General features: G+C 68.1%; 20 protein-coding genes. 11 read left to right on the top strand and 9 right to left on the bottom strand.

What is annotated here, in order from left to right; genetic code table 11:
• Positions 1-122: 122 nt before the first annotated feature.
• Positions 123-503, top strand: coding sequence for a hypothetical protein (locus DZC73_RS22295; protein WP_124542593.1), 381 nt, complete (start codon positions 123-125; stop codon positions 501-503).
• A gap of 64 nt (positions 504-567) precedes the next feature.
• Here the strand turns inward: DZC73_RS22295 and DZC73_RS22290 are convergent, their stop codons facing one another.
• Positions 568-849 (bottom strand): hypothetical protein, encoded by a 282-nt coding sequence (locus DZC73_RS22290; protein ID WP_124542592.1) that lies wholly within the window; start codon positions 847-849, stop codon positions 568-570.
• A gap of 125 nt (positions 850-974) precedes the next feature.
• Between DZC73_RS22290 and DZC73_RS22285 the strand changes: the two genes are divergently transcribed.
• The gene (locus DZC73_RS22285; protein ID WP_124542591.1) at positions 975-1,994 is read left to right on the top strand and encodes a LysR family transcriptional regulator; all 1,020 of its coding nucleotides are present in this window, start codon (positions 975-977) and stop codon (positions 1,992-1,994) included.
• Positions 1,995-2,016: 22 nt separating this feature from the next.
• Here DZC73_RS22285 and DZC73_RS22280 read toward each other — a convergent pair whose 3' ends face one another.
• The gene (locus DZC73_RS22280) at positions 2,017-3,087 is read right to left on the bottom strand and encodes an aminoglycoside phosphotransferase family protein (RefSeq protein ID WP_124542590.1); all 1,071 of its coding nucleotides are present in this window, start codon (positions 3,085-3,087) and stop codon (positions 2,017-2,019) included.
• 242 nt (positions 3,088-3,329) lie between these two features.
• Here DZC73_RS22280 and DZC73_RS22275 point away from each other — a divergent pair, with 242 nt between their 5' ends.
• The 3 genes from DZC73_RS22275 to rsmA are packed head-to-tail and all read left to right on the top strand — an operon-like array spanning position 3,330 to position 7,808.
• Positions 3,330-5,678: an LPS-assembly protein LptD gene (locus DZC73_RS22275; protein WP_124542589.1), complete on the top strand. Its 2,349-nt coding sequence runs from the start codon at positions 3,330-3,332 to the stop codon at positions 5,676-5,678.
• Positions 5,671-7,035, top strand: a complete 1,365-nt coding sequence (locus tag DZC73_RS22270) for a peptidylprolyl isomerase (RefSeq protein ID WP_124542588.1) — start codon at positions 5,671-5,673, stop codon at positions 7,033-7,035. Before DZC73_RS22275 ends, DZC73_RS22270 begins: the two co-directional genes overlap by 8 nt.
• A 17-nt stretch (positions 7,036-7,052) precedes the next feature.
• Positions 7,053-7,808 carry a 16S rRNA (adenine(1518)-N(6)/adenine(1519)-N(6))-dimethyltransferase RsmA gene (gene rsmA / locus DZC73_RS22265; protein WP_124542587.1) on the top strand — a complete coding sequence of 252 codons (756 nt, stop codon included), beginning with the start codon at positions 7,053-7,055 and terminating at the stop codon, positions 7,806-7,808.
• Positions 7,809-7,877: 69 nt separating this feature from the next.
• Here rsmA and DZC73_RS30520 read toward each other — a convergent pair whose 3' ends face one another.
• From DZC73_RS30520 to DZC73_RS22250, 4 genes are all read right to left on the bottom strand, one after another.
• On the bottom strand, positions 7,878-8,009 hold the full coding sequence (locus tag DZC73_RS30520) for a hypothetical protein (RefSeq protein ID WP_268879060.1): 132 nt from the start codon (positions 8,007-8,009) through the stop codon (positions 7,878-7,880).
• A gap of 41 nt (positions 8,010-8,050) precedes the next feature.
• The gene (locus tag DZC73_RS22260) at positions 8,051-8,446 is read right to left on the bottom strand and encodes a barstar family protein (protein WP_124542586.1); all 396 of its coding nucleotides are present in this window, start codon (positions 8,444-8,446) and stop codon (positions 8,051-8,053) included.
• A 46-nt stretch (positions 8,447-8,492) separates the two neighbouring features.
• Entirely contained in the window at positions 8,493-8,810 is a 318-nt protein-coding gene (locus DZC73_RS22255) for a ribonuclease (protein WP_235835253.1), read from the bottom strand.
• 405 nt (positions 8,811-9,215) lie between these two features.
• Positions 9,216-11,510, bottom strand: coding sequence for an NADP-dependent malic enzyme (locus DZC73_RS22250; RefSeq protein ID WP_124542585.1), 2,295 nt, complete (start codon positions 11,508-11,510; stop codon positions 9,216-9,218).
• Between the two features lie 243 nt (positions 11,511-11,753).
• Here DZC73_RS22250 and DZC73_RS22245 point away from each other — a divergent pair, with 243 nt between their 5' ends.
• From DZC73_RS22245 to DZC73_RS22220, 6 genes are read left to right on the top strand one after another with little or no spacing between them, the layout of a single operon-like run.
• Positions 11,754-13,880: an ATP-binding protein gene (locus DZC73_RS22245; RefSeq protein ID WP_124542817.1), complete on the top strand. Its 2,127-nt coding sequence runs from the start codon at positions 11,754-11,756 to the stop codon at positions 13,878-13,880.
• Positions 13,877-14,530 carry a response regulator transcription factor gene (locus tag DZC73_RS22240; RefSeq protein WP_124542584.1) on the top strand — a complete coding sequence of 218 codons (654 nt, stop codon included), beginning with the start codon at positions 13,877-13,879 and terminating at the stop codon, positions 14,528-14,530. The genes DZC73_RS22245 and DZC73_RS22240 overlap by 4 nt, the downstream gene beginning before the upstream one ends.
• 55 nt (positions 14,531-14,585) lie before the next feature.
• Entirely contained in the window at positions 14,586-15,539 is a 954-nt protein-coding gene (thiL, locus tag DZC73_RS22235) for a thiamine-phosphate kinase (RefSeq protein ID WP_124542583.1), read from the top strand.
• Positions 15,536-16,081: a phosphatidylglycerophosphatase A family protein gene (locus DZC73_RS22230; RefSeq protein WP_124542582.1), complete on the top strand. Its 546-nt coding sequence runs from the start codon at positions 15,536-15,538 to the stop codon at positions 16,079-16,081. Before thiL ends, DZC73_RS22230 begins: the two co-directional genes overlap by 4 nt.
• A complete protein-coding gene (locus DZC73_RS22225) occupies positions 16,072-16,566 on the top strand; it encodes a CinA family protein (protein ID WP_124542581.1) in 495 nt (164 codons plus the stop codon). The genes DZC73_RS22230 and DZC73_RS22225 overlap by 10 nt, the downstream gene beginning before the upstream one ends.
• 1 nt (position 16,567) lies before the next feature.
• Positions 16,568-17,473 (top strand): 2-hydroxyacid dehydrogenase, encoded by a 906-nt coding sequence (locus DZC73_RS22220; protein WP_124542580.1) that lies wholly within the window; start codon positions 16,568-16,570, stop codon positions 17,471-17,473.
• A gap of 15 nt (positions 17,474-17,488) precedes the next feature.
• Here DZC73_RS22220 and holA read toward each other — a convergent pair whose 3' ends face one another.
• From holA to leuS, 3 genes are read right to left on the bottom strand one after another with little or no spacing between them, the layout of a single operon-like run.
• Entirely contained in the window at positions 17,489-18,577 is a 1,089-nt protein-coding gene (gene holA / locus DZC73_RS22215; protein WP_124542579.1) for a DNA polymerase III subunit delta, read from the bottom strand.
• The gene (locus tag DZC73_RS22210) at positions 18,577-19,074 is read right to left on the bottom strand and encodes an LPS-assembly lipoprotein LptE (RefSeq protein ID WP_124542578.1); all 498 of its coding nucleotides are present in this window, start codon (positions 19,072-19,074) and stop codon (positions 18,577-18,579) included. Before DZC73_RS22210 ends, holA begins: the two co-directional genes overlap by 1 nt.
• Positions 19,075-19,080: 6 nt before the next feature.
• Positions 19,081-21,732, bottom strand: a complete 2,652-nt coding sequence (gene leuS / locus DZC73_RS22205; protein WP_124542577.1) for a leucine--tRNA ligase — start codon at positions 21,730-21,732, stop codon at positions 19,081-19,083.
• Positions 21,733-21,857: the final 125 nt, after the last annotated feature.

Below are 21,857 nucleotides of genomic sequence, written 5' to 3'. Positions count from 1 at the left end.
AAGGCGAAGCCTGCATTGTCCGATGAGTGCGGCCGGTCAGCGTTTTGGCCTCTGCGGTCAACGCCTGGAACGGTTTGTCAGCGGATGTGACTTCTACACTGGACCGCACTCCTGGACACGGCATGCACGCGCTTCGCCTTCTCTTCGGCTTCCTGCTGGCCATGTGCCTGTCCGCCTGCGGTGGCGGCGGGGATGCTGCGCCGTCGCCCGCCTTCACCATCACGGGCATGGTCGACGGTATCCGCGTGGCGGGATTGAGCGTCACGCCGGGGCAGACGGCGCCGCTGGTGGCGCAATCCGGGCATCAGGTGCGGCTCGACTCCACGGCCACCATGACCTGGTCGGCTGTCTCCAGCAGCGCGAGCGTGGGCGTCATCGTGGACAACGGCGCCACCTGGCTGAGCAGTGTGACGACCAGCAGCGGCGGCACGGTCACGCTCACCGCCACGCTGGTGGCCGACACGAGCAAGACGGCCACGGTGGTCATCGCGGTCCAGCCCTGAATGACGAAGGCCGCCCGAAGGCGGCCTCGTGACGCGAGATCCCAGGAGATGCAAACCGGCTGGATCAGCCGCCGATGTACAGCGGGTTCACCTTGTGCTCGCGGGCGGCCGTGCGGGCCTCGGCGCGGACTTCGGCGCGATCGCGCGTCTGCCGGGCCACGTCGACGAACTGGGTGGCTTCGCCACGGCTCACGACGATGGCGGTCGGCTCTTGCGTCTTGCCGGCCTGGATGGCGTGCACGCCGGCCGGGGTGATGACGGGATCCGTGAATTCGGTGGCTTCGAAAGCCATGGCGGCGGAGCCGGCCAGCGCGAGGGACAGGGCGGCGATGTGCTTGACGTTCATGGTGGCTTCCTTTCAGGAGGGAGTCGGTGTTGCGATGGGATGAACTTTAGGCATTGCCACTCGATCAATAAATGGCCTAAACTGAATCTCGCCATTCCGGTTTTTGAAAGAATAGAGGGGTTGCAATGGACAGACTCCACTCCATGCGTGTCTTCTGCCGGGTCATCGATTCCGGCAGCTTCGCCGCCGCGGCGCGCGAAATGAACCTCTCCCCGGCCGTCGTCACCCGACTCGTGGCCGACCTCGAAGAGCACCTGGGCGCACGGCTCATCAACCGCACCACGCGACGCCTGGCGCTGACGGACATCGGCGAGTCCTACCTCGAACGCGTGAGGCTCATCCTCACCGAGGTGGAGGAGGCCGAGGCGCTGGCCAGCACGGCCAGCTCCGAGCCGCGCGGGCACCTGCGCATCCTGTGCGCACCGGCCTTCGCGACACACCAGCTCGCCAAGCATCTGCCCAAGTTCCACGCGATGTACCCGAAGATCACCATCGAGCTGTCGGCACCAGGGCCGGTGGAGACGATGGACGAGAACTTCGACGTCACCATCATCAGCATGGGCCGCCGCCCGCTGGACGGCGACTTCGTGGCGCGCCGGCTGGCAAAGGCAGAGGTGATCGCCTGCGCCTCGCCCGAATACCTCGACCGCAACGGCCGGCCCGAGCATCCCACCGACCTCGTGCTGCACGAGGCCATGTTGCCCACCTTCCTGCGCGAGATCACCTTCGTGCAGGGCGCCTGGGGCGACGACGAACCCGGCGGCGAGTCGGTGACGCTCACGCCCAACCGTCCGGTGCTGGGCACGGTGCACACCGACACGCTCTACGCCGCGGCACTGCACGGACTGGGCATCGCGGGGCTGCCGTCCTTCGTGGTGGAAGACGCCCTGCTGGAGCACGCCCTGGAGCGCGTGCTGCCCGCCTGGCACCTGTTCACCGTGTCGCTCTACGCGGCCATGCCCACGCGCAAGCACGTGCCCGCGCGCACCCGTGCGTTCGTGGATTTCCTCGTGCAGGTCTTCGGTGGCGAGGACAAGGACCCGTGGCTGAGCGCTGCCGGCTGCGAGACACGCACCGCGAGCAAGCCCTGCCCCGTCGCCGAGGCCACGGCCAAGCCCGCCATCAGCGCCAAGGCCGAGGCCTGAGGCCAGCCCCGAATCCCCGGCGTCAGTAGAACGCGTCGGTCCGCGTCTCGCCCATCAGTGGCTCGATGAGGCGCGCCAGCGGCCCCAGTCCGTTGTAGCGGATCCCCACACGGTGGGCGTAGCGGAAGAAGCGCGGCAGGTCTTCGGCGTACTTGGGCTTGTGGTCGCGGTGCTTGAGGCGGCAGAAGATACCCAGCACCTTGAGGTGGCGCTGCAGGCCCATCCATTCGATCTGGCGCCAGAAGTCGCCGAAATCCTCCGGCACCGGCAGGCCCGCCTTCTTTGCCAGCTCCCAGTAGCGAACGGCCCAGTCGATCTCCTGCTCCTCGTCCCAGCTGATGAAGGCATCGCGCAGCATCGAGGCCACGTCGTAGGTGATGGGTCCGCGCACTGCATCCTGGAAGTCGAGGATGCCCGGGTTCACGTCGCACACCATCAGGTTGCGCGGCATGTAGTCGCGGTGCACGGCCACCGTGGGCTGGGCCAGCGCGCTCTTCACCAGCAGGTCGGTCACGCCTTGCCACTGCGACTTCTGCTCGTCCGTCCAGGTCTGGCCGAACTCGCGCTCCACCAGCCAGTCGGGAAAAAGCTGCATCTCGCGGCGCAGCAGGGCGTCGTCATAGGGAGGCAGGCCGCTGGCATCGCCCTTGAGCTGCCAGGTCACGAGCGCGGTCGTCGCGTCGTGCATGAGCGTGGCGATGGTCTTGCTGTCCCCGGCCTTCACCGCGGCCTGCAGTTCGCCGAGGTACAGGCGGTTGCCCAGATCGCTCAGCAGCAGGAAGCCGTGTTCGTCGTCCTGCTCCAGCACCTGCGGCGCATGCAGCCCGGCATCGAGCAGCAGGCCGGCGATCCGCACGAAGGGCCGCACGTCCTCGTGCGGCGGCGGCGCATCCATGATGATGAAGCTGCCGCCCTGGCCCGCGATGCGCAGGTAGCGCCGGAAGCTCGCATCGGCCGACGCCGGCTGCAGCGTGATGGCCTGCAGGCCATGCCGGGGCGCGATCTTCGCGAGCCAGGCATCGAACAACTGGTGGCGCGATTCGTCCGCCCAGTGGACGGCCGGCTCGGGGGCTTGGGGGGTTTGGGTGTTCATGGCGTGCGTGGGGGATTCGCCGCGCGTCGCGCGGACTTGGGACGTGTGCCTGTGCCGTCAAAGGGTGGGCGCCGCTCTCGGGCGGTGCCTCATGGATAATCGATTCTACAAACCAGCCCCGACAAGCTTGGCAACTTCGCACCGCTCGTCCTCGAGCAGCGTCACCGACCAAGGCGGGCGTCTTCCTCCCCGTTGTCTTTCATCCCGCCTTGCTGCGTCGCTCCGTCCACTCGCCTTGCCTGATGCCGCCTGACCGCCTCGCGCCGGTGGCGGCCGCCTTGGCGCTGATGGGCGCGGGCACGGCCGCCGCGCAGGACGCGGGCATCCAGCTGCAGATCTCGCCCACGCTGGCGGCGCCCTCGCGCGGCGACGCCTCCCGCAAGCTTCCCATCGTGCTGCAGGCCAAGGAGCTGCGCGGGCGGCCCGACCTGGAAACCGTGGCCGAAGGCGATGCCGAGTTCCGCCGCGGCGGCATGGTGATCCGCGCCGACCGCCTGGCCTACGACAACGCCGACGACCTCGCCACCGCCCGCGGCAACGTGCGGGTCAGCCGCGACGGCAACATCTACTCCGGCCCCGAATTGCAACTGCATGTGCAGCGCTTCGAGGGCTTTTTCCTCCAGCCGACCTACTTCTTCAGCCGCACCGGCGCAGGCGGGTCAGCCCAGCGCATCGACTTCCTGGACGACCAGCGGGCCGTGGCCACCGCCGCCACCTACACCAGCTGCCCGACGGACGGCAGCGGCGACCCGGCCTGGCTGCTCAGCACGTCCAAGGTGAAGATGGACTTCGAGGCGAACGAGGGCATCGCCGAGGGCGCGGTGCTGCGCTTCATGGGCGTGCCCATCCTGGGTGCGCCGGTGCTGAGCTTTCCGCTGACGGACGCGCGAAAGTCGGGCTGGCTGCCGCCCAACATCTACCCGCTGGACAGCAAGAGCGGCTTCGTGATGTCGGTGCCCTACTACTGGAACATCGCGCCCAACCGCGACGCCACCATCACGCCCGGCTTCGCCACCAAGCGCGGCGTGTCGCTGGGCACCGAGTTGCGGTACCTCGAGCCGCACTACAACGGCAACCTCAACCTCGACCTGATGCCCAACGACAAGCTCACGGGCAAGTCGCGGTACGCCGTCACGTTCTCGCACGACGCGGCGCTGATCGGCAACACCAACCTGGCGGTGCGGGCACTGCGCGTCTCGGACGACGACTACTGGAAAGACTTCCCGCGCAACCTCAACACCATCACCCCGCGCCTGCTGCTGTCGGATGTACAGGCCAGCAAGCCGTTGGGCGAGTGGACCACCTACGCCCGCGCGATGCAGTGGCAGGTGCTGCAAAACACCGATGCGCCCATCACCGAGGCACCGTACCAGCGGCTGCCACAGATCGGCGCGCGCACCTTGCAACGGCTGGGTGGTGGACTGGAGCTGGGCTTCGAGGGCGAGTTCAACCGTTTCGTCAATCCCGACGGCACGCTGGCGGCCGACCTGTCGCGCCCAACCGGCGTGCGTGCGCACACGCTGGCCAGCATCGCCCGGCCCTGGCTGACGCCCGGCTGGTCGTTCACGCCCAAGCTGTCGCTGAACGCAGCGGCCTATTCGCTGGACCAGCCGATGTCCGATGGCCGCAGGACGGCCTCGCGCATCATTCCCACCCTCAGCGTGGACAGCGCCTGGGTGTTCGAGCGCGACACCCGGTGGTTCGGCCGCGAGGTGCGCCAGACACTGGAACCGCGGCTGCTGTACGTCAACACGCCCTTCCGCGACCAGACGCTGCTGCCGAACTTCGATTCGGCGGGCAAGGACTTCAACTTCGAGACGATCTACACGGAGAACGCCTTCTCCGGCGTGGACCGCGTCTCCGACGCGCACCAGCTCACCGCCGGCGTCACCACCCGGCTGCTGGAACCCGACACTGGCGCCGAGGCGGTTCGCCTGGGCGTGGTGCAGCGCTTCCTGTTCCGCGACCAGCGCATCACGCCCGAGGGCACGCCGTTCACGCAGCGCTTCTCCGACATCCTCCTGCTGGGCTCCAGCAACCTCATCCCCCGCTGGCACCTGGACGGCACGGTCCAGTACAACCCCGACACCCACAGTGCCGTGCGCTCCATCGTCAGCGCCCGCTATTCGCCCGGCCCCTACCGCACCATCAACGCCACCTACCGCCTGGCCCGGGGTTTGAGCGAACAGGTTGAACTCGGCTGGCAATGGCCACTCTATGGACCACTGCCGGCCGGCGTCGACGATTCGCCCGCTCCGGCCAAGGAGCTGCGCGTCACCGGCGGCAGCGGCAGTTGCAAGGGCACGATGTATGCCGTGGGACGGGTGAACTACAGCACGCGCGACAGCCGTGTCACCGACGCGGTGGTGGGGCTGGAGTACGACGCCGGCTGCTGGATCGGTCGGCTGGTGGCCGAGCGCCTGTCCACCGGCCGCAGCGAAGCCACCACGCGGCTGCTGTGGCAGCTCGAACTCGTTGGCTTGTCACGGCTGGGTTCAAACCCCCTGCAGGTCTTGAAGGACAATATCCCGGGCTACCGCCTGCTGCGCGACGGCACTTCCGCCCCAGCGACCAATTCGTTCTATGACTGAAATCCACTTCGATGCAGCCGCCTTCGGGCGCAAGGCCCGCGCCGCCGCAGGCACCCTGGCCGCGGCCTTCGCCCTGTGTGCGCTGCCCGCCATGGCGCAACAGGCCACGGCCCCCAAGGCCCGCACCACGCCGCGCACGGCCGACTACATCCTGGCGATCGTGAACCAGGAGCTGGTGACCAACGGTGAGCTGGAGCAGCGCCTGGCGCGCATCCGCGACACGGCCCAGCGCAACGGCACCAAGCTGCCGCCTGCGGCCGAGCTGCGCCAGCAGGTGCTGGACGCCCTCATCGACGAGCGGGTGCAGGTCACCCATGCCCGCGAGAACGGCCAGCGCGTGGACGATGCCGAGCTGGACCGCGCCGTGGCCAACGTGGCGGCGCAGAACCAGATCACGCTGACCCAGCTGCGACAGCGGCTGACGGCCGAGGGCATGGACTTCACCCGCTTTCGCAACAACATCCGCGACCAGATCATGATCGAGCGCATCCGCGAGCGCGAGGTCCAGGGCCGCATCAAGGTCACCGAAGCCGAGATCGATGCGCTGCTCGACAAGCAGCGCGCACAGGCGGGCAACGCGACCGAGTACAACATCGCCCAGATCCTCGTCACCGTGCCCGAAGGCGCGAGCGATGCGGTCGTGGCTGAACGCAAGGCCAAGCTCGATGCCGCGCTGGCGCGCGTGCGCGGTGGCGAGGCCTTCGAGGCGGTGGCGAAGGAGGTCTCCGAGGATGCCAACCGGGCGAACGGCGGCGTCATCGGCCTGCGGGCGTCCACGCGGCTGCCGGACGTGTTCGTGGAGCAGGTGCGCGGCCTGAAGGCCGGCGAAATCGCCCCGCAGTACCTGCGCACCGCGGCAGGCTTCCACTCGCTCAAGCTGATCGAGCGCCGCGAAGCCGGCGCCTTCTCGATCACGCAGACGCATGCGCGGCACATCCTGCTGCGTCCGTCGGCGCAGCTGACGCAGGAAGCGGCCGTGCGCCGCCTGTCGGAATTCAAGCGCGTCATCGGCACGCGCGCCAACAGCTTCGAGCAACTCGCCAAGGACAATTCCGAGGACGGCAGCGCGCCGCAGGGCGGCGACCTGGGCTGGGCTTCGCCCGGCCAGTTCGTGCCGGAGTTCGAGGAAGCGATGAACGCGCTGCCCATCGGCGGCATCTCGGATCCGCTGGTGTCGCGCTTCGGCGTGCACCTGATCCAGGTCATCGACCGCCGCCAGACCACGCTGGATCCGAAGCAGCAACGCGAGCAGGCCAAGAATGTGCTGCGCGAGCAGAAGTTCGACCCGGCCTACCTCGATTGGCTGCGCGACCTGCGTGCCCGGGCCTACATCGAGATGCGCGAGCCGCCGGTCTGACCCGGGCCGCGAGCCTCGTGAAGCACATCCCGCGCAAACGCTTCGGACAGCACTTCCTGACCGACACGGCGGTCATCCACGGCATCGTGGATGCAATCGACCCGCGGCCGGGCGACCCGCTGGTGGAGATCGGTCCCGGGCTGGGCGCGATGACCAACCCGGTGGTGGAACGCAGCGGCCAACTCACGGTGATCGAGCTGGACCGCGACCTCGCCGCACGGCTTCGCAGGCGCCCTGAGCTCACGGTGGTGGAGTCCGACGTGCTGAACGTCGACTTCGCCGCGCTGGCGGCCGCGGCCGGCGCGAAGCTGCGGGTCATCGGCAACCTGCCCTACAACATCTCCACGCCCATCCTCTTCCATCTGCTGGGGGCGGTGGACCACATCGCCGACCAGCACTTCATGCTGCAAAAGGAAGTGGTGGACCGCATGGCGGCATCGCCCGGCGGCAAGGACTACGGCCGCCTGTCGGTGATGCTGCAGTGGCGCTACGACATCGAGAACGTGCTGGACGTCCCGCCGGAGGCCTTCGATCCGCCGCCCAGGGTGGATTCGGCGGTGGTCCGGATGCAGCCTTTTCCGCAGCCACCGCGGATCGATCCGGCGCTGCTGGGCGAGATGGTGACGGTGGCGTTCTCGCAGCGGCGCAAGATCCTGCGGCACACGCTCGGGCGGTGGCTGGAGGAGCACAACTTCCCTGGCGACTTCGACGTGCAACGCCGGGCGGAGGAAGTCCCGGTGGCGGAGTACGTGGCGTTGGCACAGGCCCTCTGATTTCGGACTCCCAAAACAAAAAGGCGACCCGAAGGTCGCCTTTTTGTTTTGGACATCGCCGAATGCAGATCAGGCTGCGTTCAGCCACATCGCCGTGTCAAAGGCACTGCTCATCATCGGCATGTTCATGCCGAAGCTCGCTGCCTGTGCTGCCTTCGAAGCCGCCTTGGCGGGCTTGTTGTCGGCGATCGTCTGGGCCACTTCCGTCGCCCGCTCCCATGACCCTTGTTCTTGGGAGCGGGCTACTGAAAAGAATAGAAACACCTGAATGGTATTTTTCGCTCCGCCCAGAAGTCGGCGGCATCGCGGAAGACATCGAGAAGCTGCTCGCGCGCTTCACGGTCGAAACGGGGGTTGTCGGGCAGTTGCTCCAGCACGACCACGAAGCCGGGCTGTTGGCCGGACTTGTGCACGAGGTCGGTCATGCAGTCGTACAGCGCATCCAGGTTCTTGCCGAAATGCACCGGGAAGAGGAAGGACTCGGCGATGCTGTCGAGAACGTCCTGCTTGGACTGGGCCGCCGTCAGGTTCGCATAGAGGAAATGCTGGCCCACGTCTTGCGCGGCCTGCTGCAGATCCTCCACGCGGTAAGCGCGGATCGATTGAACAATGTTCGGACGGACGGTCTGCAAAAGCATGTCGCGTTCCTCCTCAAGTCACTAACAAAAACTGCCAGACCTGCGCTCAATACACGATGCGTTGGAAGCTCGCGTAGTGATCGCCGGTATAAAAACATGCGTCGGGTCGGGTCACCTCACGCCCACCACAGACAATGCGGCGGGCGCCTCGGTTCCGTTCGCCCGGCGTCTTGACCGTGTATTCCCGGTAATAACCACGTGGTTGGGCCGGGAGCACACGTTCGCGATTGCCGAACACGATGCCGTCTTTCGGGTAGGGGAAGGGACCTCCGGCGCGGATCAAGCGATCGGTGGTCTGTGCCTCCTTGGGCAGCTCGGCAAACGCCACGCTGGCCATGTCCTGGACTTTGGAGCCCTTGGCCATCGCTACCGAAGGAGCGATGGTTCCGGCACCAACGGCGGCACCGGCCAGAAGGATCGCGAATCCAGCCCTGCGAAGGGCTTGCCACGGCGTTGCCTGGCTGGAGAGAGACACGGGTTTTCCCTGAAACCTGAAACCGTGATGGTACCGAAACGGACCGGAAAGCTCAAGCCTTTGCCTAAAATTGGTGCAACCTGACGGTGTAGTCAGCGTGCGCACACATCCTCAGAGAGTGTGCGTTTATCGAGGACTTGAGGGGAACTTTTAGCCTTGAAACTCATTCGCCGCCGGCGTAACCCGGGTGTCACATTCCCTGGGGGTCGCGGCGGCTTTTGAGCCTGTCTTGCGCCGGACAAGCAGGCGTGCTTGGGCCCCGCGGCGGACGCCGCGGGCCATCACGCAAGGTTTTCAGCGGGCCGCGTTGGCGTCCGCGACCGTCAGCGCCGTCATGTTCACGATGCGCCGGACCGTGGCCGACGGCGTCAGAACGTGCACCGGAAGCGCCGCCCCCAGCAGCACCGGTCCGATGGCGATGCCGCCGCCCGCAGCCGTCTTGAGCAGGTTGTAGGAGATGTTGGCCGCGTCGATGTTGGGCAGCACCAGCAGATTGGCCTCGCCGGTCAGGCTGCTGGTGGGCATCAGCTCATGGCGGTAGGCGGCGTCCAGCGCGGTGTCGCCGTGCATCTCGCCATCCACCTCCAGCCAGGGCGCCTCGCGCTGCAGGATGCCCAGCGCCTCGCGCATCTTGATGGCCGAGGGTTGGTTGCTGGAGCCGAAGTTGCTGTGCGAGAGCAGCGCGGCCTTCGGGCGCAGGCCGAAGCGCATCATCTCCTCGGCCGCCATCACGGTGATCTCGGCCAGCTGCGCAGCCGTCGGGTCGTAGTTGACGTGCGTGTCGACGAGCATCACCTGGCGGCCGGGCAGGATCAGCCCGTTCATGCAGGCGTAGGTCTTCACGCCTTCGCGCGTGCCGATCACCTGGTCGATGTAGTGCAGGTGCATCGAGGTCGTGCCCCAGGTGCCGCACAGCATGCCATCGACCTCGCCGCTCTTGAGCAGCATGGCCCCGATGAGCGTGAGCCGCCGGCGCATCTCGATCTTCGCCAGCTGCAGCGTCACGCCCTTGCGGGCGGTCAGCTCGTGGTAGGTCTGGCAGTACTGGCGGTAGCGGTGGTCGTTCTCGGTGTTGACGAGGTCGTAGTCCTTGCCAGCCTGCAGGCGCAGGCCGAACTTCTCGCAACGCTGGGCAATCACGTCAGGACGGCCGATCAGCGTGGGCCGCGCCAGGCCTTCGTCGACCACCACCTGCACTGCGCGCAGCACGCGCTCTTCCTCGCCTTCGGCATAGGCCACGCGCTTCTTGTCAGCCCGCTTGGCGAGCTGGAAGATGGGCTTCATGGTCGTGCCCGAGGCGTAGACGAAGGTCTGCAGCTTCTCGCGGTAGGCATCGAGGTCGGCGACCGGCCGCACCGCCACGCCGGAGTCCTGCGCCGCCTTGGCCACGGCCGGCGCGATCTTCATCATCAGCCGCGGGTCGAAAGGCTTGGGGATGAGGTACTCCGGACCGAAGCTCAGGTTCGCGCCCGCATAGGCCGCGGCCACCACTTCGCTTTGCTCGGCCTGCGCCAGCTCGGCGATGGCGTGCACCGCGGCGATCTCCATCTCGTCGGTGATCGTCGTCGCGCCGGAATCGAGCGCGCCGCGGAAGATGTAGGGGAAGCACAGGACGTTGTTGACCTGGTTCGGGTAGTCCGTGCGGCCAGTGGCGATGAGCGCGTCCGAGCGCACCTCCAGCACTTCCTCGGGCAGGATTTCCGGCGTCGGGTTGGCCAGCGCGAAGATGGTGGGATGGTCGGCCATCTTGGCCACCATGTCCTTCTTCAGCACCCCGGCTGCCGACAGGCCCAGGAACACGTCCGCACCGGCGATGACCTCTGCGAGCGTGCGGTGCGTCGTCTTCTGCGCGAAGACGGCCTTGTCCTCGTCCATCAACTCGGCGCGGCCTTCATAGACGACGCCGGCCAGGTCGGTCAGCCAGATGTTCTCTCGCGGCACGCCCAGCTTCACCAGCAGGCCCACGCAGGCCAGCGCCGCCGCGCCCGCGCCGGAGGTGACGAGCTTGATTTTCTTGATGTCCTTACCGCTGACCTTCAGCGCATTGAGCAGCGCCGCGCCCACCACGATGGCCGTGCCGTGCTGGTCGTCGTGGAAGACGGGGATCTTCATGCGCTCGCGCAGCCGGCGCTCGACGTAGAAGCAGTCGGGCGCCTTGATGTCTTCCAGGTTCACGCCGCCGAAGGTAGGCTCCAGCGCCGCGATGATGTCCACCAGCTTGTCCAGGTTCTTCTCCTGGATCTCGATGTCGAAGACGTCGATGCCGGCGAACTTCTTGAACAGCACGCCCTTGCCTTCCATCACCGGCTTGGACGCCAGCGGGCCGATGTCACCCAGGCCCAGCACCGCCGTGCCGTTGGTGATGACGGCCACCAGGTTGCCGCGCGAGGTGTAGCGAAAGGCGTTGGCCGGATCGGCCACGATCTCCTCGCAGGCCGCGGCCACGCCGGGCGAATAGGCCAGCGCCAGGTCGCGCTGGTTGAGCATCTGCTTGGTGGCCGCGATGGCCACTTTGCCGGGGGTGGGGAACTCGTGGTACTCGAGGGCGGCGCGTCGCAACTCGGCGCGTTTCTGCTCTTTGTCGGACATGGCCTGGTCTCGCGGGTGGTCTTGGTCGTTGGGTGCGGCCGGCTTGGGCCGCCAAGGCTCGGGGATTGTAGGAGCGGGCATCCCCTCGTGAGGGATGCCAAATGCAGCATGGCGCCATGCCATGCGGGCATCGGAAGGATGCCCGAAGTGTGCGTCTTCACGGCGAACAGCCCCATGCGCGAAACTGCGTACACCGCTGCAAGCTGGCCTCCGCAATACTGGGCGTCCATCGCCACCCAGCCCATGAGCGCACCAACCGCCGCCCCCGCGGTGCCCGACCTCCCGACCACCCCACGGTCGCGCACGCGCCGGGCCTTGCTGTGGGGCGCGCTGATGGCGCTGCTGGTCATCGCGCAGTCGATGCTCGTGTGGCTGACCGTCAACTACGAGAGCTCCCGGGCGCAGGAGCAGGTGGACGCGACCTCCAGCGGCGTGGCCACCGACGTGAAGCAGGCCTTGTCACGCGACCTGCAAAGCCTGCAGGCCCTGCTGTGGAACGACCCCAGCTCCCAGCAATGGCGCAGCGACACCGGTGTGCTGCTGCGCGCCCACCGCGAGATCGTGCGGGTGGAACGGCGCGACACGGTGCACAACATCACCGAGGCGGTGGACTCGCCCTACCAGGGGCCGCTGTTCACCCGCATCCGGCGCGAGGACATGGACCTGGACACCGAGGTTGCCTGCCAGACCGCCGTGCGCCAGGCCGGTCCGGTGTATTCGCGCAGCTACTTCGTGCCGCTGCCCGGTGGCCTGGGCATCGAGGTGATGGACGTGTGCCTGCCAGTGACGCACGAGGGCCGGCTGTCGGGCTTCATGGCGGCCACCTTCGCGTTGAGCGGCGTGCTGTCCGAGGCGGTGGGCCCGGAGGTGCTGCGCCGGCACGAGCTGTCCTTCGTCGAGGGCGACGGCACGCGCCTCGCACGCGTGGGCCTCATGCGTGGCGCCGGGGTGTACATCTCCGAGCGGCTGGTGGACCTGCCGGGCCTCACGCTGCAACTTCGCCTGGACAGCGCAGTGGGACGTCCGCAGTTCATTCCCAACCTCACGGTCGCCCTGGTGCTGGGGCTGTCGCTGGCCCTGGGCGCGGTGGTGGTGCTGCTGGTTCGCGACGTGCGCAAGCGCGCCAGCGCGGAACGGGCCCTGGCCGAATCGCTGGCCTTCCGCAAAGCGATGGAGGACTCGCTGGTCACGGGCCTGCGCGCACGCGACCTGCAAGGCCGCGTGACCTACGTGAACCCGGCCTTCTGCAAGATGGTGGGCTTCAGCGTCGCGGAGATGATCGGCCAGACCACGCCGCCCTACTGGCCGCCCGACCTGGTGGAGGAGTACAGCAAGCGCCAGGCCTTCCGCCTCAATGCCGACCAGCCCGGCGAGGAAGCCCGCCAGAGCGCCGCGCGCGAGGGCTACGAGACCACCTTCATGCGCAAGAACGGCGAGCGCTTCGCCGTTCTGATCTTCGAGGCGCCGCTGGTGGACGGCCAGGGCCGCCAGACCGGCTGGATGAGCGCCGTGCTGGACGTGAGCGACCAGCGCCGCATCGAGGAAATCTCGCGCCAGCAGCAGGAGCGCCTGCAAGCCACCGCGCGCCTGGCCACGGTGGGCGAGATGGCCTCGCTGCTCAGCCACGAGCTGAACCAGCCGCTGGCAGCCATCGCCAGCTACGCCACCGGTTCGCTCAACCTCATGCAGGACCCGCAGTGGGATGCCGACACCCCGGCCATGCTCAAGCAGGCGGCCGAACGCATCGCCGAACAGGCCGAGCGCGCGGGCCGCGTCATCAAGAGCGTGCACGACTTCGTGCGCCGCCGCGAGCAAAGCCACGAGGCGATGCGCAGCGACCTGCTCATCGACGCGGTGCTGCCGCTGGTGCGGCTGCAGGCGCGCAAGAGCGGCACGCGGGTGGAGGTGGACATGCCCATCCCGCCGCCAAGGGTCGTGTGCGACCGAACCATGGTCGAGCAGGTGCTGCTCAACCTCACGCGCAACGGCATCCAGGCGATGGAAGGCGCGACCGTGCCCGTTGCGAAGCGCGAACTCGTCATCCGCGTGCGGCAGAACCATCCGCGCTGGGTCACCTTCAGCGTGTGCGACCACGGCCCGGGCGTGTCCGCCGAGGCGGCCGAGCGGCTGTTCCAGCCCTTCTTCACCACCCGCCGCGAGGGCATGGGCCTGGGCCTGAGCCTGTGCCGCACGGTCATCGAGCAGCACGGCGGCGCGCTCGATTTCACGCGGCTGGGCAGCGATGCCGAAGGCGGGACTGGCGCAAGCACCGAGTTCCGGTTTACGCTACCCGCCGACACCCCCGACCGCCGCGGGCAGGCGGAACGCTCCGCGCATCCGGCCGATGCCGCCTCCACACCCACGCCATGACCATCACCACCGATCCGCGCCTGGGCCTGCCGACCGTCTACCTCGTGGACGACGAGGACGTGGTGCGCGAAGCCCTCGCCTGGCTGCTGCGCTCGCGACGGCTGCTCTCCGAAGGCTTTGCCAGCGCCGAGACCTTCGAGGCCATGCTCGACGGCCGCAGCACCGGCTGGCCCTCGGCGCCCAGCTGCCTGCTGCTGGACGTGCGCATGCCCGGCACCAGCGGGCTGGTGCTGTTCGAGCGGCTCATCGAGCGCAAGCTGCTCGAAGCCCTGCCGGTGATCTTCCTCACCGGGCATGGCGACGTGCCCACGGCGGTGGCCGCCGTCAAGCGCGGAGCCTTCGATTTCGTGGAGAAACCCTTCGCCGACAACGCCCTGGTCGACCGCATCGAGCAGGCGCTGAACAAGAGCGGCGAAGCGATCCTGAAGCGGCGCGACGCCCAGGCCGTGGCCAAGCGCCTGGCCGAGCTCACCGACCGCGAGCGCGACGTGATGCGGCTGGTGGTGGAAGGCCGGCCGAACAAGCTCATCGCCGACGAGCTGGACATCAGTGTGCGCACGGTGGAAGTCCACCGCGCGCGCGTCTTCGAGAAGATGGACGTGCGCTCCGCGGTGGAGCTGGCCAACGCCTTGCGCATGCACAACGAGTAGGCGGCCAATCACCTGCGCCACCCATGACATGAACGCACGCCGATAATCCCGGCGCATGGGTGAATTCGATCTCATTGAACGCTTCTTCACGCGGCCCGCGCGGCGCGCGGCCGTGGGGGTGGGCGACGACTGTGCGGTGTTCGAGGTCGGCGCGGGCATGCAGCTGGCCACCTCCACCGACATGCTGGTGGAAGGCCGGCATTTCCTGTCCACCGTGCTGCCCGAGCGGCTGGGGCACAAGGCGCTGGCGGTCAACCTGAGCGATCTCGCGGCCTGCGGCGCGGCACCGCTGGCCTTCACGCTGGCGCTCGCGCTGCCTCGGGCGGATGCCGCCTTCCTCGAGGGCTTCTCGCGCGGGCTGCTGGCCCTGGCGGATGCGCATGGCTGCGAGCTCATCGGCGGCGACACCACGCAGGGCCCGCTCAACATCTGCATCACCGTCTTCGGCGAAGTGCCGCGCGGCCAGGCGCTCCTGCGCAGAGGCGCGCGCGCGGGCGACGACATCTACGTCAGCGGCACGGTGGGCGATGCGCGCCTGGCGCTGGAGGTGTTCCGCGCCACGCATGCGCTGGACGGAGCGGGCTTCGAGCAGGTTCGCCGTGCGATGGAGCTGCCGCAACCGCGGGTGGCCCTGGGGCAGGCGCTGCGGGGCATTGCCACCAGCGCGATCGACGTGTCCGACGGGCTGCTCGGCGATCTCTCGCACATCCTTCGTCGCTCGGACGTGGGCGCCGTCATCGAGGCCGACCTCCTGCCGCGCAGCGACGTCATGAAGGCCCAGCCCCTGCCCTTGCAACGCCTGTGCACGCTGGCGGGCGGCGACGACTACGAGCTGGTGTTCACGGCGCCCGCTGATCGCGCCGCCGCTGTTCTCGATGCCGCGAAGACCGCCAAGGTGGCTGTCACACGCATCGGCCGGGCCCGCAGCAAGACGGGCCTCGAACTCATCGACCTCCAGGGCCGAACGCTGGAAAACAGCTTCGGATCCTTCGACCATTTCCGCTCATGAACGACGCGCTGCATCCCCCCGTGCGCACCGCGCCGCGCAAGCCCACGGTGCGGTTTCTCCTCTCGAATCCGGCGCACATCATCGCGCTGGGTTTCGGCAGCGGCCTGTCGCCTGTCGCGCCCGGCACGGCGGGCACGCTGTGGGCCTGGCTGGCCTTTGTGCTGCTGCATCCGCGCATGCCCGATTCGCAATGGGCGATCGTGATGGCACTGAGCCTGGTGGTGGGCTGGTGGGCCTGCACCGTCACCGCCCGCAACCTGGCCACGGCCGACCCATCGCCCGTGGTGTGGGACGAAGTCATCGCCTTCTGGCTCGTGCTCTGGCTGGTGATGCCGGTGGGGCTGTGGGGCCAGTTCGCGGCCTTCGCGCTCTTTCGCTTCTTCGATGCGGCCAAGCCCGGCCCGGTGGCCTGGGCGGACCAGCTTTTCAAGAGCCGGCGCGGGCAGCCCATCGGCTGGGCGCAGGGCTTCGGCATCATCTTCGACGACCTCGTGGCCGCCTTGTGCACGCTGCTGGTCATCGCCTTGTGGAGATGGCTGTGAGCGACATCGGCCTGCACGTGCCGTCGCTCGCGGCGGCCTTGAAGCAGCGTGGCTGGATGCTGGCGACCGCCGAGTCGTGCACCGGCGGCATGATCGCCGCGGCCTGCACCGACCTGGCCGGGTCCAGCGAATGGTTCGAGCGCGGCTTCGTGACCTACTCGAACGAGGCCAAGACCGAATTGCTGGGCGTGGATGCCGGCCTGATTGCGCGGCATGGTGCCGTCAGCGAAGAGGTGGCAAGAGCGATGGCCGAAGGCGCGCTGGCGCATTCGCGTGCACGGATCTCGGTGGCAGTGACCGGCATCGCCGGGCCAGGCGGCGGCAGCGCGGCCAAGCCGGTGGGCACGGTGTGGATGGGCATCGCCGTGCGCGAACAGGGCGTGCGCACGAGCCTGCTGCAACTGCAGGGTGATCGCGCCGGCATCCGCTCGCAGACGGTGTCGCAGGCGCTGCGTTCCCTGCTCGACACGCTGGCAGCGCACTGAGATGGCCATCCTCCTGGTGGCCGACCTGCCGGCCGATGAACACGATCTGTGGCTGCGCTGCCTGCGCGAGGCGATGCCGGGCGAAACCATCGTGGCCGATCGCAGCCTGGCCGATGCTGCCGCCATCGACGTCGCGGTGGTCGCCAAGCCGCCGCCCGGTTCGTTGACGGGCCTGCCCAACTTGCGTTTCATCCAGTCGCTGTGGGCCGGCGTCGACCGGCTCCTGCAGGACCACAGCATCGACCCCGCCGTGCCGCTGGCGCGCATGGTGGACCCGGCCATGAACATCGCCATGGCGGAAACCGCGCAATGGGCCGTGCTCGGACTGCACCGGCGCTTCTTCGACTACCAGGCGCAGCAGCGCGAGGCGCGTTGGCTGCAGCACGATCAGCTTCGTGCGGACGAAGTCCAAGTCGCCGTGCTCGGGCAGGGCCAGATGGGATCAACCGTGGCGGACCGGCTGCGCGCGCTCGGCTATGCGGTGGAGGGCTGGAGCCGCCGCTCAGGCATGCCCGCGCTGGCCGGCCTGCTGGCGCGCTCGGACATCGTCATCAACCTCATGCCCCTGACCGGCGAGACCCACCACTTCTTCAACCGCGACCGCTTCGCGCAGATGAAGCGCCGCAGCGCCCTCGTCAACCTCGGCCGCGGCGGGCATGTGGCGGACGGTGACCTGCTGCAGGCGCTGGCCGACGGGCAGCTGTCTCGCGCCGTGCTCGACGTGTTCCATGTGGAGCCCTTGGCAAGCGACCACGCGTTCTGGGCCCACCCGCACATCACCGTGCTGCCGCACATCGCGGCCTGGACCGATGCCCGCAGCGCGAGTGCGGCCGTGGCCTCGAACGTGGCCCGGCTGCGGGCCGGCCTCGCGCCAGAGCATCTGGTCGATCGGTCGCGCGGCTATTGAGCGCGCCGGAAGGGTTCAGGCCCCGAGCGCCAGCCGCGTCGTCGTGCTCTTGCCGCGCGGCGAACCCGCCGTCCATTGCATGGTCATCAGCGCCAGGCGCTTGAGGCCTTCCCAGGCCTCGCTCGGCCAATCGGGATGCCGCAGGCCTTTGACCAGCCCGTCGCACACCTGGGCCGCATGCAGCAGTTCGGACACGGCGTTGTCGGTCAGCAGGGGCACGGCGCGCTCGAACAGCCGCTCCTTCGCCCCCCACACCCGCGCCTCGCGCAGGGCCAGGGGCAAGGGCTTGCCGGTGCTGATCGCATCGCGCACACGCTTGAGGCCGCGGATGTCCTCGGCCAGCGTCCAGTGCACGAGCACCGCCGCCTCGCCCTCGGCGCGCAGGCCGTCGAGCATGCGCAGGGCACGCGCGACCTGGCCGGCCAACACCGCTTCGCCGAGCTTGAAGACGTCGTAGCGCGCGACGTTGAGCACGGCGGCTTCGATCTGCTCGAAGCTCAGTTCGCCCTGCGGGTACAGCAGCGCGAGCTTCTGGATTTCCTGGTGCGCCGCGAGCAGGTTGCCCTCGACCCGGTCGGCGAAGAAGCCCAGTGCCTGCTGCCCCGCATCGCCGCCCTGCACGCGCTGGCCCTGCATGGACAGCCGCTGGGCGATCCACTGCGGCAGCATCTTGCGGTCGATCGGGTCGAGGCGCACGGACACGCCCGCGCCATCGAGTGCCGTGAACCAGGCGCTCGCCTGCTGCTGCCGGTCGAGCTTGGGCAGGAAGACCAGCGTCACGACGTCATCCGACAGCGTCTCGCAGTAGCGCTGCAGGGCCTCGGAGCCTTCCTTGCCCGGCTTGCCCGAAGGGATGCGGATCTCGATGATCTGCTTGTCGGCGAACAGGCTCATGGCCTGCGAGGCGCCAAGCAGGCCGCTCCAGTTGAAGTGCGCGCCCTGCACGGTGTGCACCTGCCGCTCGGTGTAGCCGGCGGCGCGCGCCGCGGCCCGCACGGCGTCGCCCGCTTCCTGGGACAGCAAGGGCTCGTCGCCCCAGAGCGTGTAGATGGGGCGCAAGCCCTTCTTCAGATGAGCGTCGAGCTGTTCGAGGCGAACTTGCATCAGGGATTCTGGATAGCGGTCAGGCGCCGCATCACCTGGGACACGATATCGCTTTGCATGGCGCGGAACAACAGGGCTTCCTCCTGCTCCTTGGCCAGCGCCGCGCTTTCGCTATAGCTCAGGTCCCGGCTGAGCAGCAGCTCGGTGGACGGGATGAGTTCACGGCCGGAGACGGTGTGCAGCTTGAAGACGAAGCGGGTGCGCAAGGTCAGTTCACGCACCTGGCCGGCCGCAGTGCTCGCCACCACGCTGCGCTCGCGCGCGTCGGTGATGGACTCCAGCACCACCTGCGCCTGGGCCAGCGATTCGACGACCAGCGTCGTCTTGCTGGCGTTGATGTTCAGGCGCAACTCCTCGGCCAGCGGCGAGCGCGGCGCGAAGCCGCTGAGCGCGATGGAGCGGAAGTGCAACTCGGGCGCGCGGCGCAGCTCGAAGCCGCAGCCGGAGAGCGCGAGGGCGCCGGCTGCGGCGAGGAAGTGACGCCGGGTGGATGGCATGCGGTGTCAGACCACCACGTTGATCAAGTATCGGCCGGGCGGCATGACGATCTTCTTCACGGGCTTGCCCTCGGAGAACTTGATGAATTCGGGGCTCGCGACCGCAGCCGCCTCGATCGCCGACTTGTCTGCCGCGGCCGGCACCTTCACCGATCCGCGCAGCTTGCCGTTGACCTGCAGCACCCACTCGATCTCGTCCTGCACCAGCGCGGCCACATCCACCTTCGGCCATTCGGCGTCCAGCAGGTCGCCATGCACCTTGGCGTAACCGAGATCCGTCCACAGCGCATGGGCGATGTGGGGCGCGGCCGGGTACAGCCCGCGCAGCAGGACGCTCACGCCTTCGCGCAGCGCGGCATCGTCGGCCGGCGTGTCGGCCAGCTTCGCGCCTTCCAGCGCGTTGAGCAGCTTCATCGCGCCCGACACCACCGTGTTGTATTTCAGGCTGTCGTAATCGTGGCTGACCTGGCCCAGCAGGGTGTGCACCTCGCGGCGCAGGTCCTTCGCGCCGGCAGACAGGCCCTCGATGTGGTGGCCCGCGCGCTGGATGCGGTCGGCGTGCTTCACGCCGAAGTTCCACAGGCGGCGCAGGTAGCGGAAGGAGCCTTCGGCGCCGGAGTCCGACCAGGCAGCGCTCTGGTCCGGGGGGCCCGCGAACATCGTGAACAGCCGCGCGGTGTCGGCGCCGAAGCGCGCGATGATGTCGCGCGGCTCGACCACGTTGTTCTTGGACTTGGACATCTTCTCGATGCCGCCCAGGCTCACCGGCTGGCCGTCTTCCCTCGACACGGCGCCCACCGGGTGGCCCTTGTCGTCGTACTGCACCTCGACTTCGCTCGGGTAGAACCAGCGCTTCTTGCCCGCATCGTCTTCACGGAAGAACGACTCGTTCAGCAGCATGCCCTGCGTGAACAGCTTGGTGAACGGCTCGTCGAACTTCACGAGGCCGATGTCGCGCATGGCCTTGGTCCAGAAGCGCGCGTACAGCAGGTGCAGCACTGCGTGCTCGATGCCGCCGATGTACTGGTCCATCGGCATCCAGTAGTCGTTGCGCTCGTCGACCATGCGGTCGTGGCTGTCCGGGCAGCAGTAGCGCATGTAGTACCAGGCCGAGTCCACGAAGGTGTCCATCGTGTCGGTCTCGCGCCGGGCATCCGCGCCGCATGTCGGGCAGGCCACGTTCAGGAAGTTGGCGCTCTTGTTCAGCGGGTTGCCGCTGCCGTCGGGCACCAGGTCTTCGGGCAGCAGCACCGGCAGGTCCTTCTCGGGCACCGGCACATCGCCGCACTTCGGGCAATGGATGATGGGGATGGGCGTGCCCCAGTAGCGCTGGCGGCTGATGCCCCAGTCGCGCAGGCGCCAGGTCGTCTTCTTGTCGCCCAGCCCCTGCGCATGCAGCGCCTTGGCCACCGCATCCACGGCCACCTTGTAGGGCATGCCGCTGAAGTTGTCGGAATTGACGGTGATGCCGCGCTGCTTGTCGGCATACCACTCCTGCCAGTGGTCGTAGCTGTACTCGGACTCGTCGTCCACCGCGATGACCTGCAGGATGTCGATGCCGTACTTCTTGGCGAAGGCGAAGTCGCGCTCGTCGTGGCCGGGCACGCCCATCACGGCGCCGTCGCCATAGCCCATGAGCACGTAGTTGCCCACCCACACGTCCACCGGCTCGTTGGTCAGCGGATGCGTGACCTTCAGGCCCGTGGGCATGCCCTCTTTTTCCTTGAGGGCCAACTCGGCCTCGGTGGTGCCACCCAGCTTGCACTTCTCGATGAAGGCAGCCAGCGCGGGATTGTTCTTCGCGGCGTGCGTGGCCAGTGGATGCTCGGCCGCCACCGCGCAGAAGGTGACGCCCATGATGGTGTCGGCCCGCGTGGTGAAGACCCACAGCTTGCCGTCCTGGATGAGATGGCCGCTGTCGTCCTTGATCTGGTGCGGGAAGGCAAAGCGCACGCCCTCGCTCTTGCCGATCCAGTGCTCCTGCATCAGGCGCACGCGCTCGGGCCAGCCGCTCAGGTAGTTGGGTGCGGCCGGATCGGCCACGTTGGCCAGCAGCTCATCGGCGTACTGGGTGATGGCCAGGTAGTAGCCCGGGATCTCGCGGCGCTCCACCGGCGCGCCGCTGCGCCAGCCCTTGCCGTCCACCACCTGCTCGTTGGCGAGCACGGTCTGGTCCACCGGGTCCCAGTTGACGACCTGGGTCTTCTTGTAGGCCAGGCCCTTGTCGAGCATCTTCAGGAAGAACCACTGGTTCCACTTGTAGTACTCGGGGTCGCAGGTGGCGACCTCGCGCGACCAGTCGAAGGCCAGGCCCAGCGGCTGCATCTGCGACTTCATGTCGGCGATGTTGTCGCGCGTCCACTTCGCCGGCGCCACCTTCTTGTCGATGGCGGCGTTCTCCGCCGGCAGGCCGAAGGCGTCCCAGCCCATGGGCATGAGGACGTTGTACCCCTTCATGCGCAGGTAGCGGGCCATCATGTCGTTGATGGTGTAGTTGCGCACGTGCCCCATGTGCAGCTTGCCGCTGGGGTAGGGCAGCATCGAGCAGGCGTAGAACTTGGGGCGCGATGCGTCCTCGTTCACGCGGTAGGCGTCGCGGGCGTTCCAGGCGGCCTGCGCGGCACGTTCGATGTCGTCGGGTTTGAAGTCTGGGTTCATGCGGGTGGCGCCGCCCGAGCAATCCCGGGGGCGGAAAGGTCGTGGTGCGGCCTCGAAAAGAAGGGCAGATTATAGGAAGCCGCCCCCTGCGGCCATCCCTCCGGCGGACTGGAATGCAGCCGATT

Source organism: Rhizobacter terrae (assembly GCF_003852895.1).
Taxonomy (GTDB): Bacteria; Pseudomonadota; Gammaproteobacteria; order Burkholderiales; family Burkholderiaceae_C; genus Albitalea; species Albitalea terrae.
The sequence above is the reverse complement of the archived record's forward strand: the minus strand, read 5'-3'. Positions and strand labels throughout refer to the sequence as shown.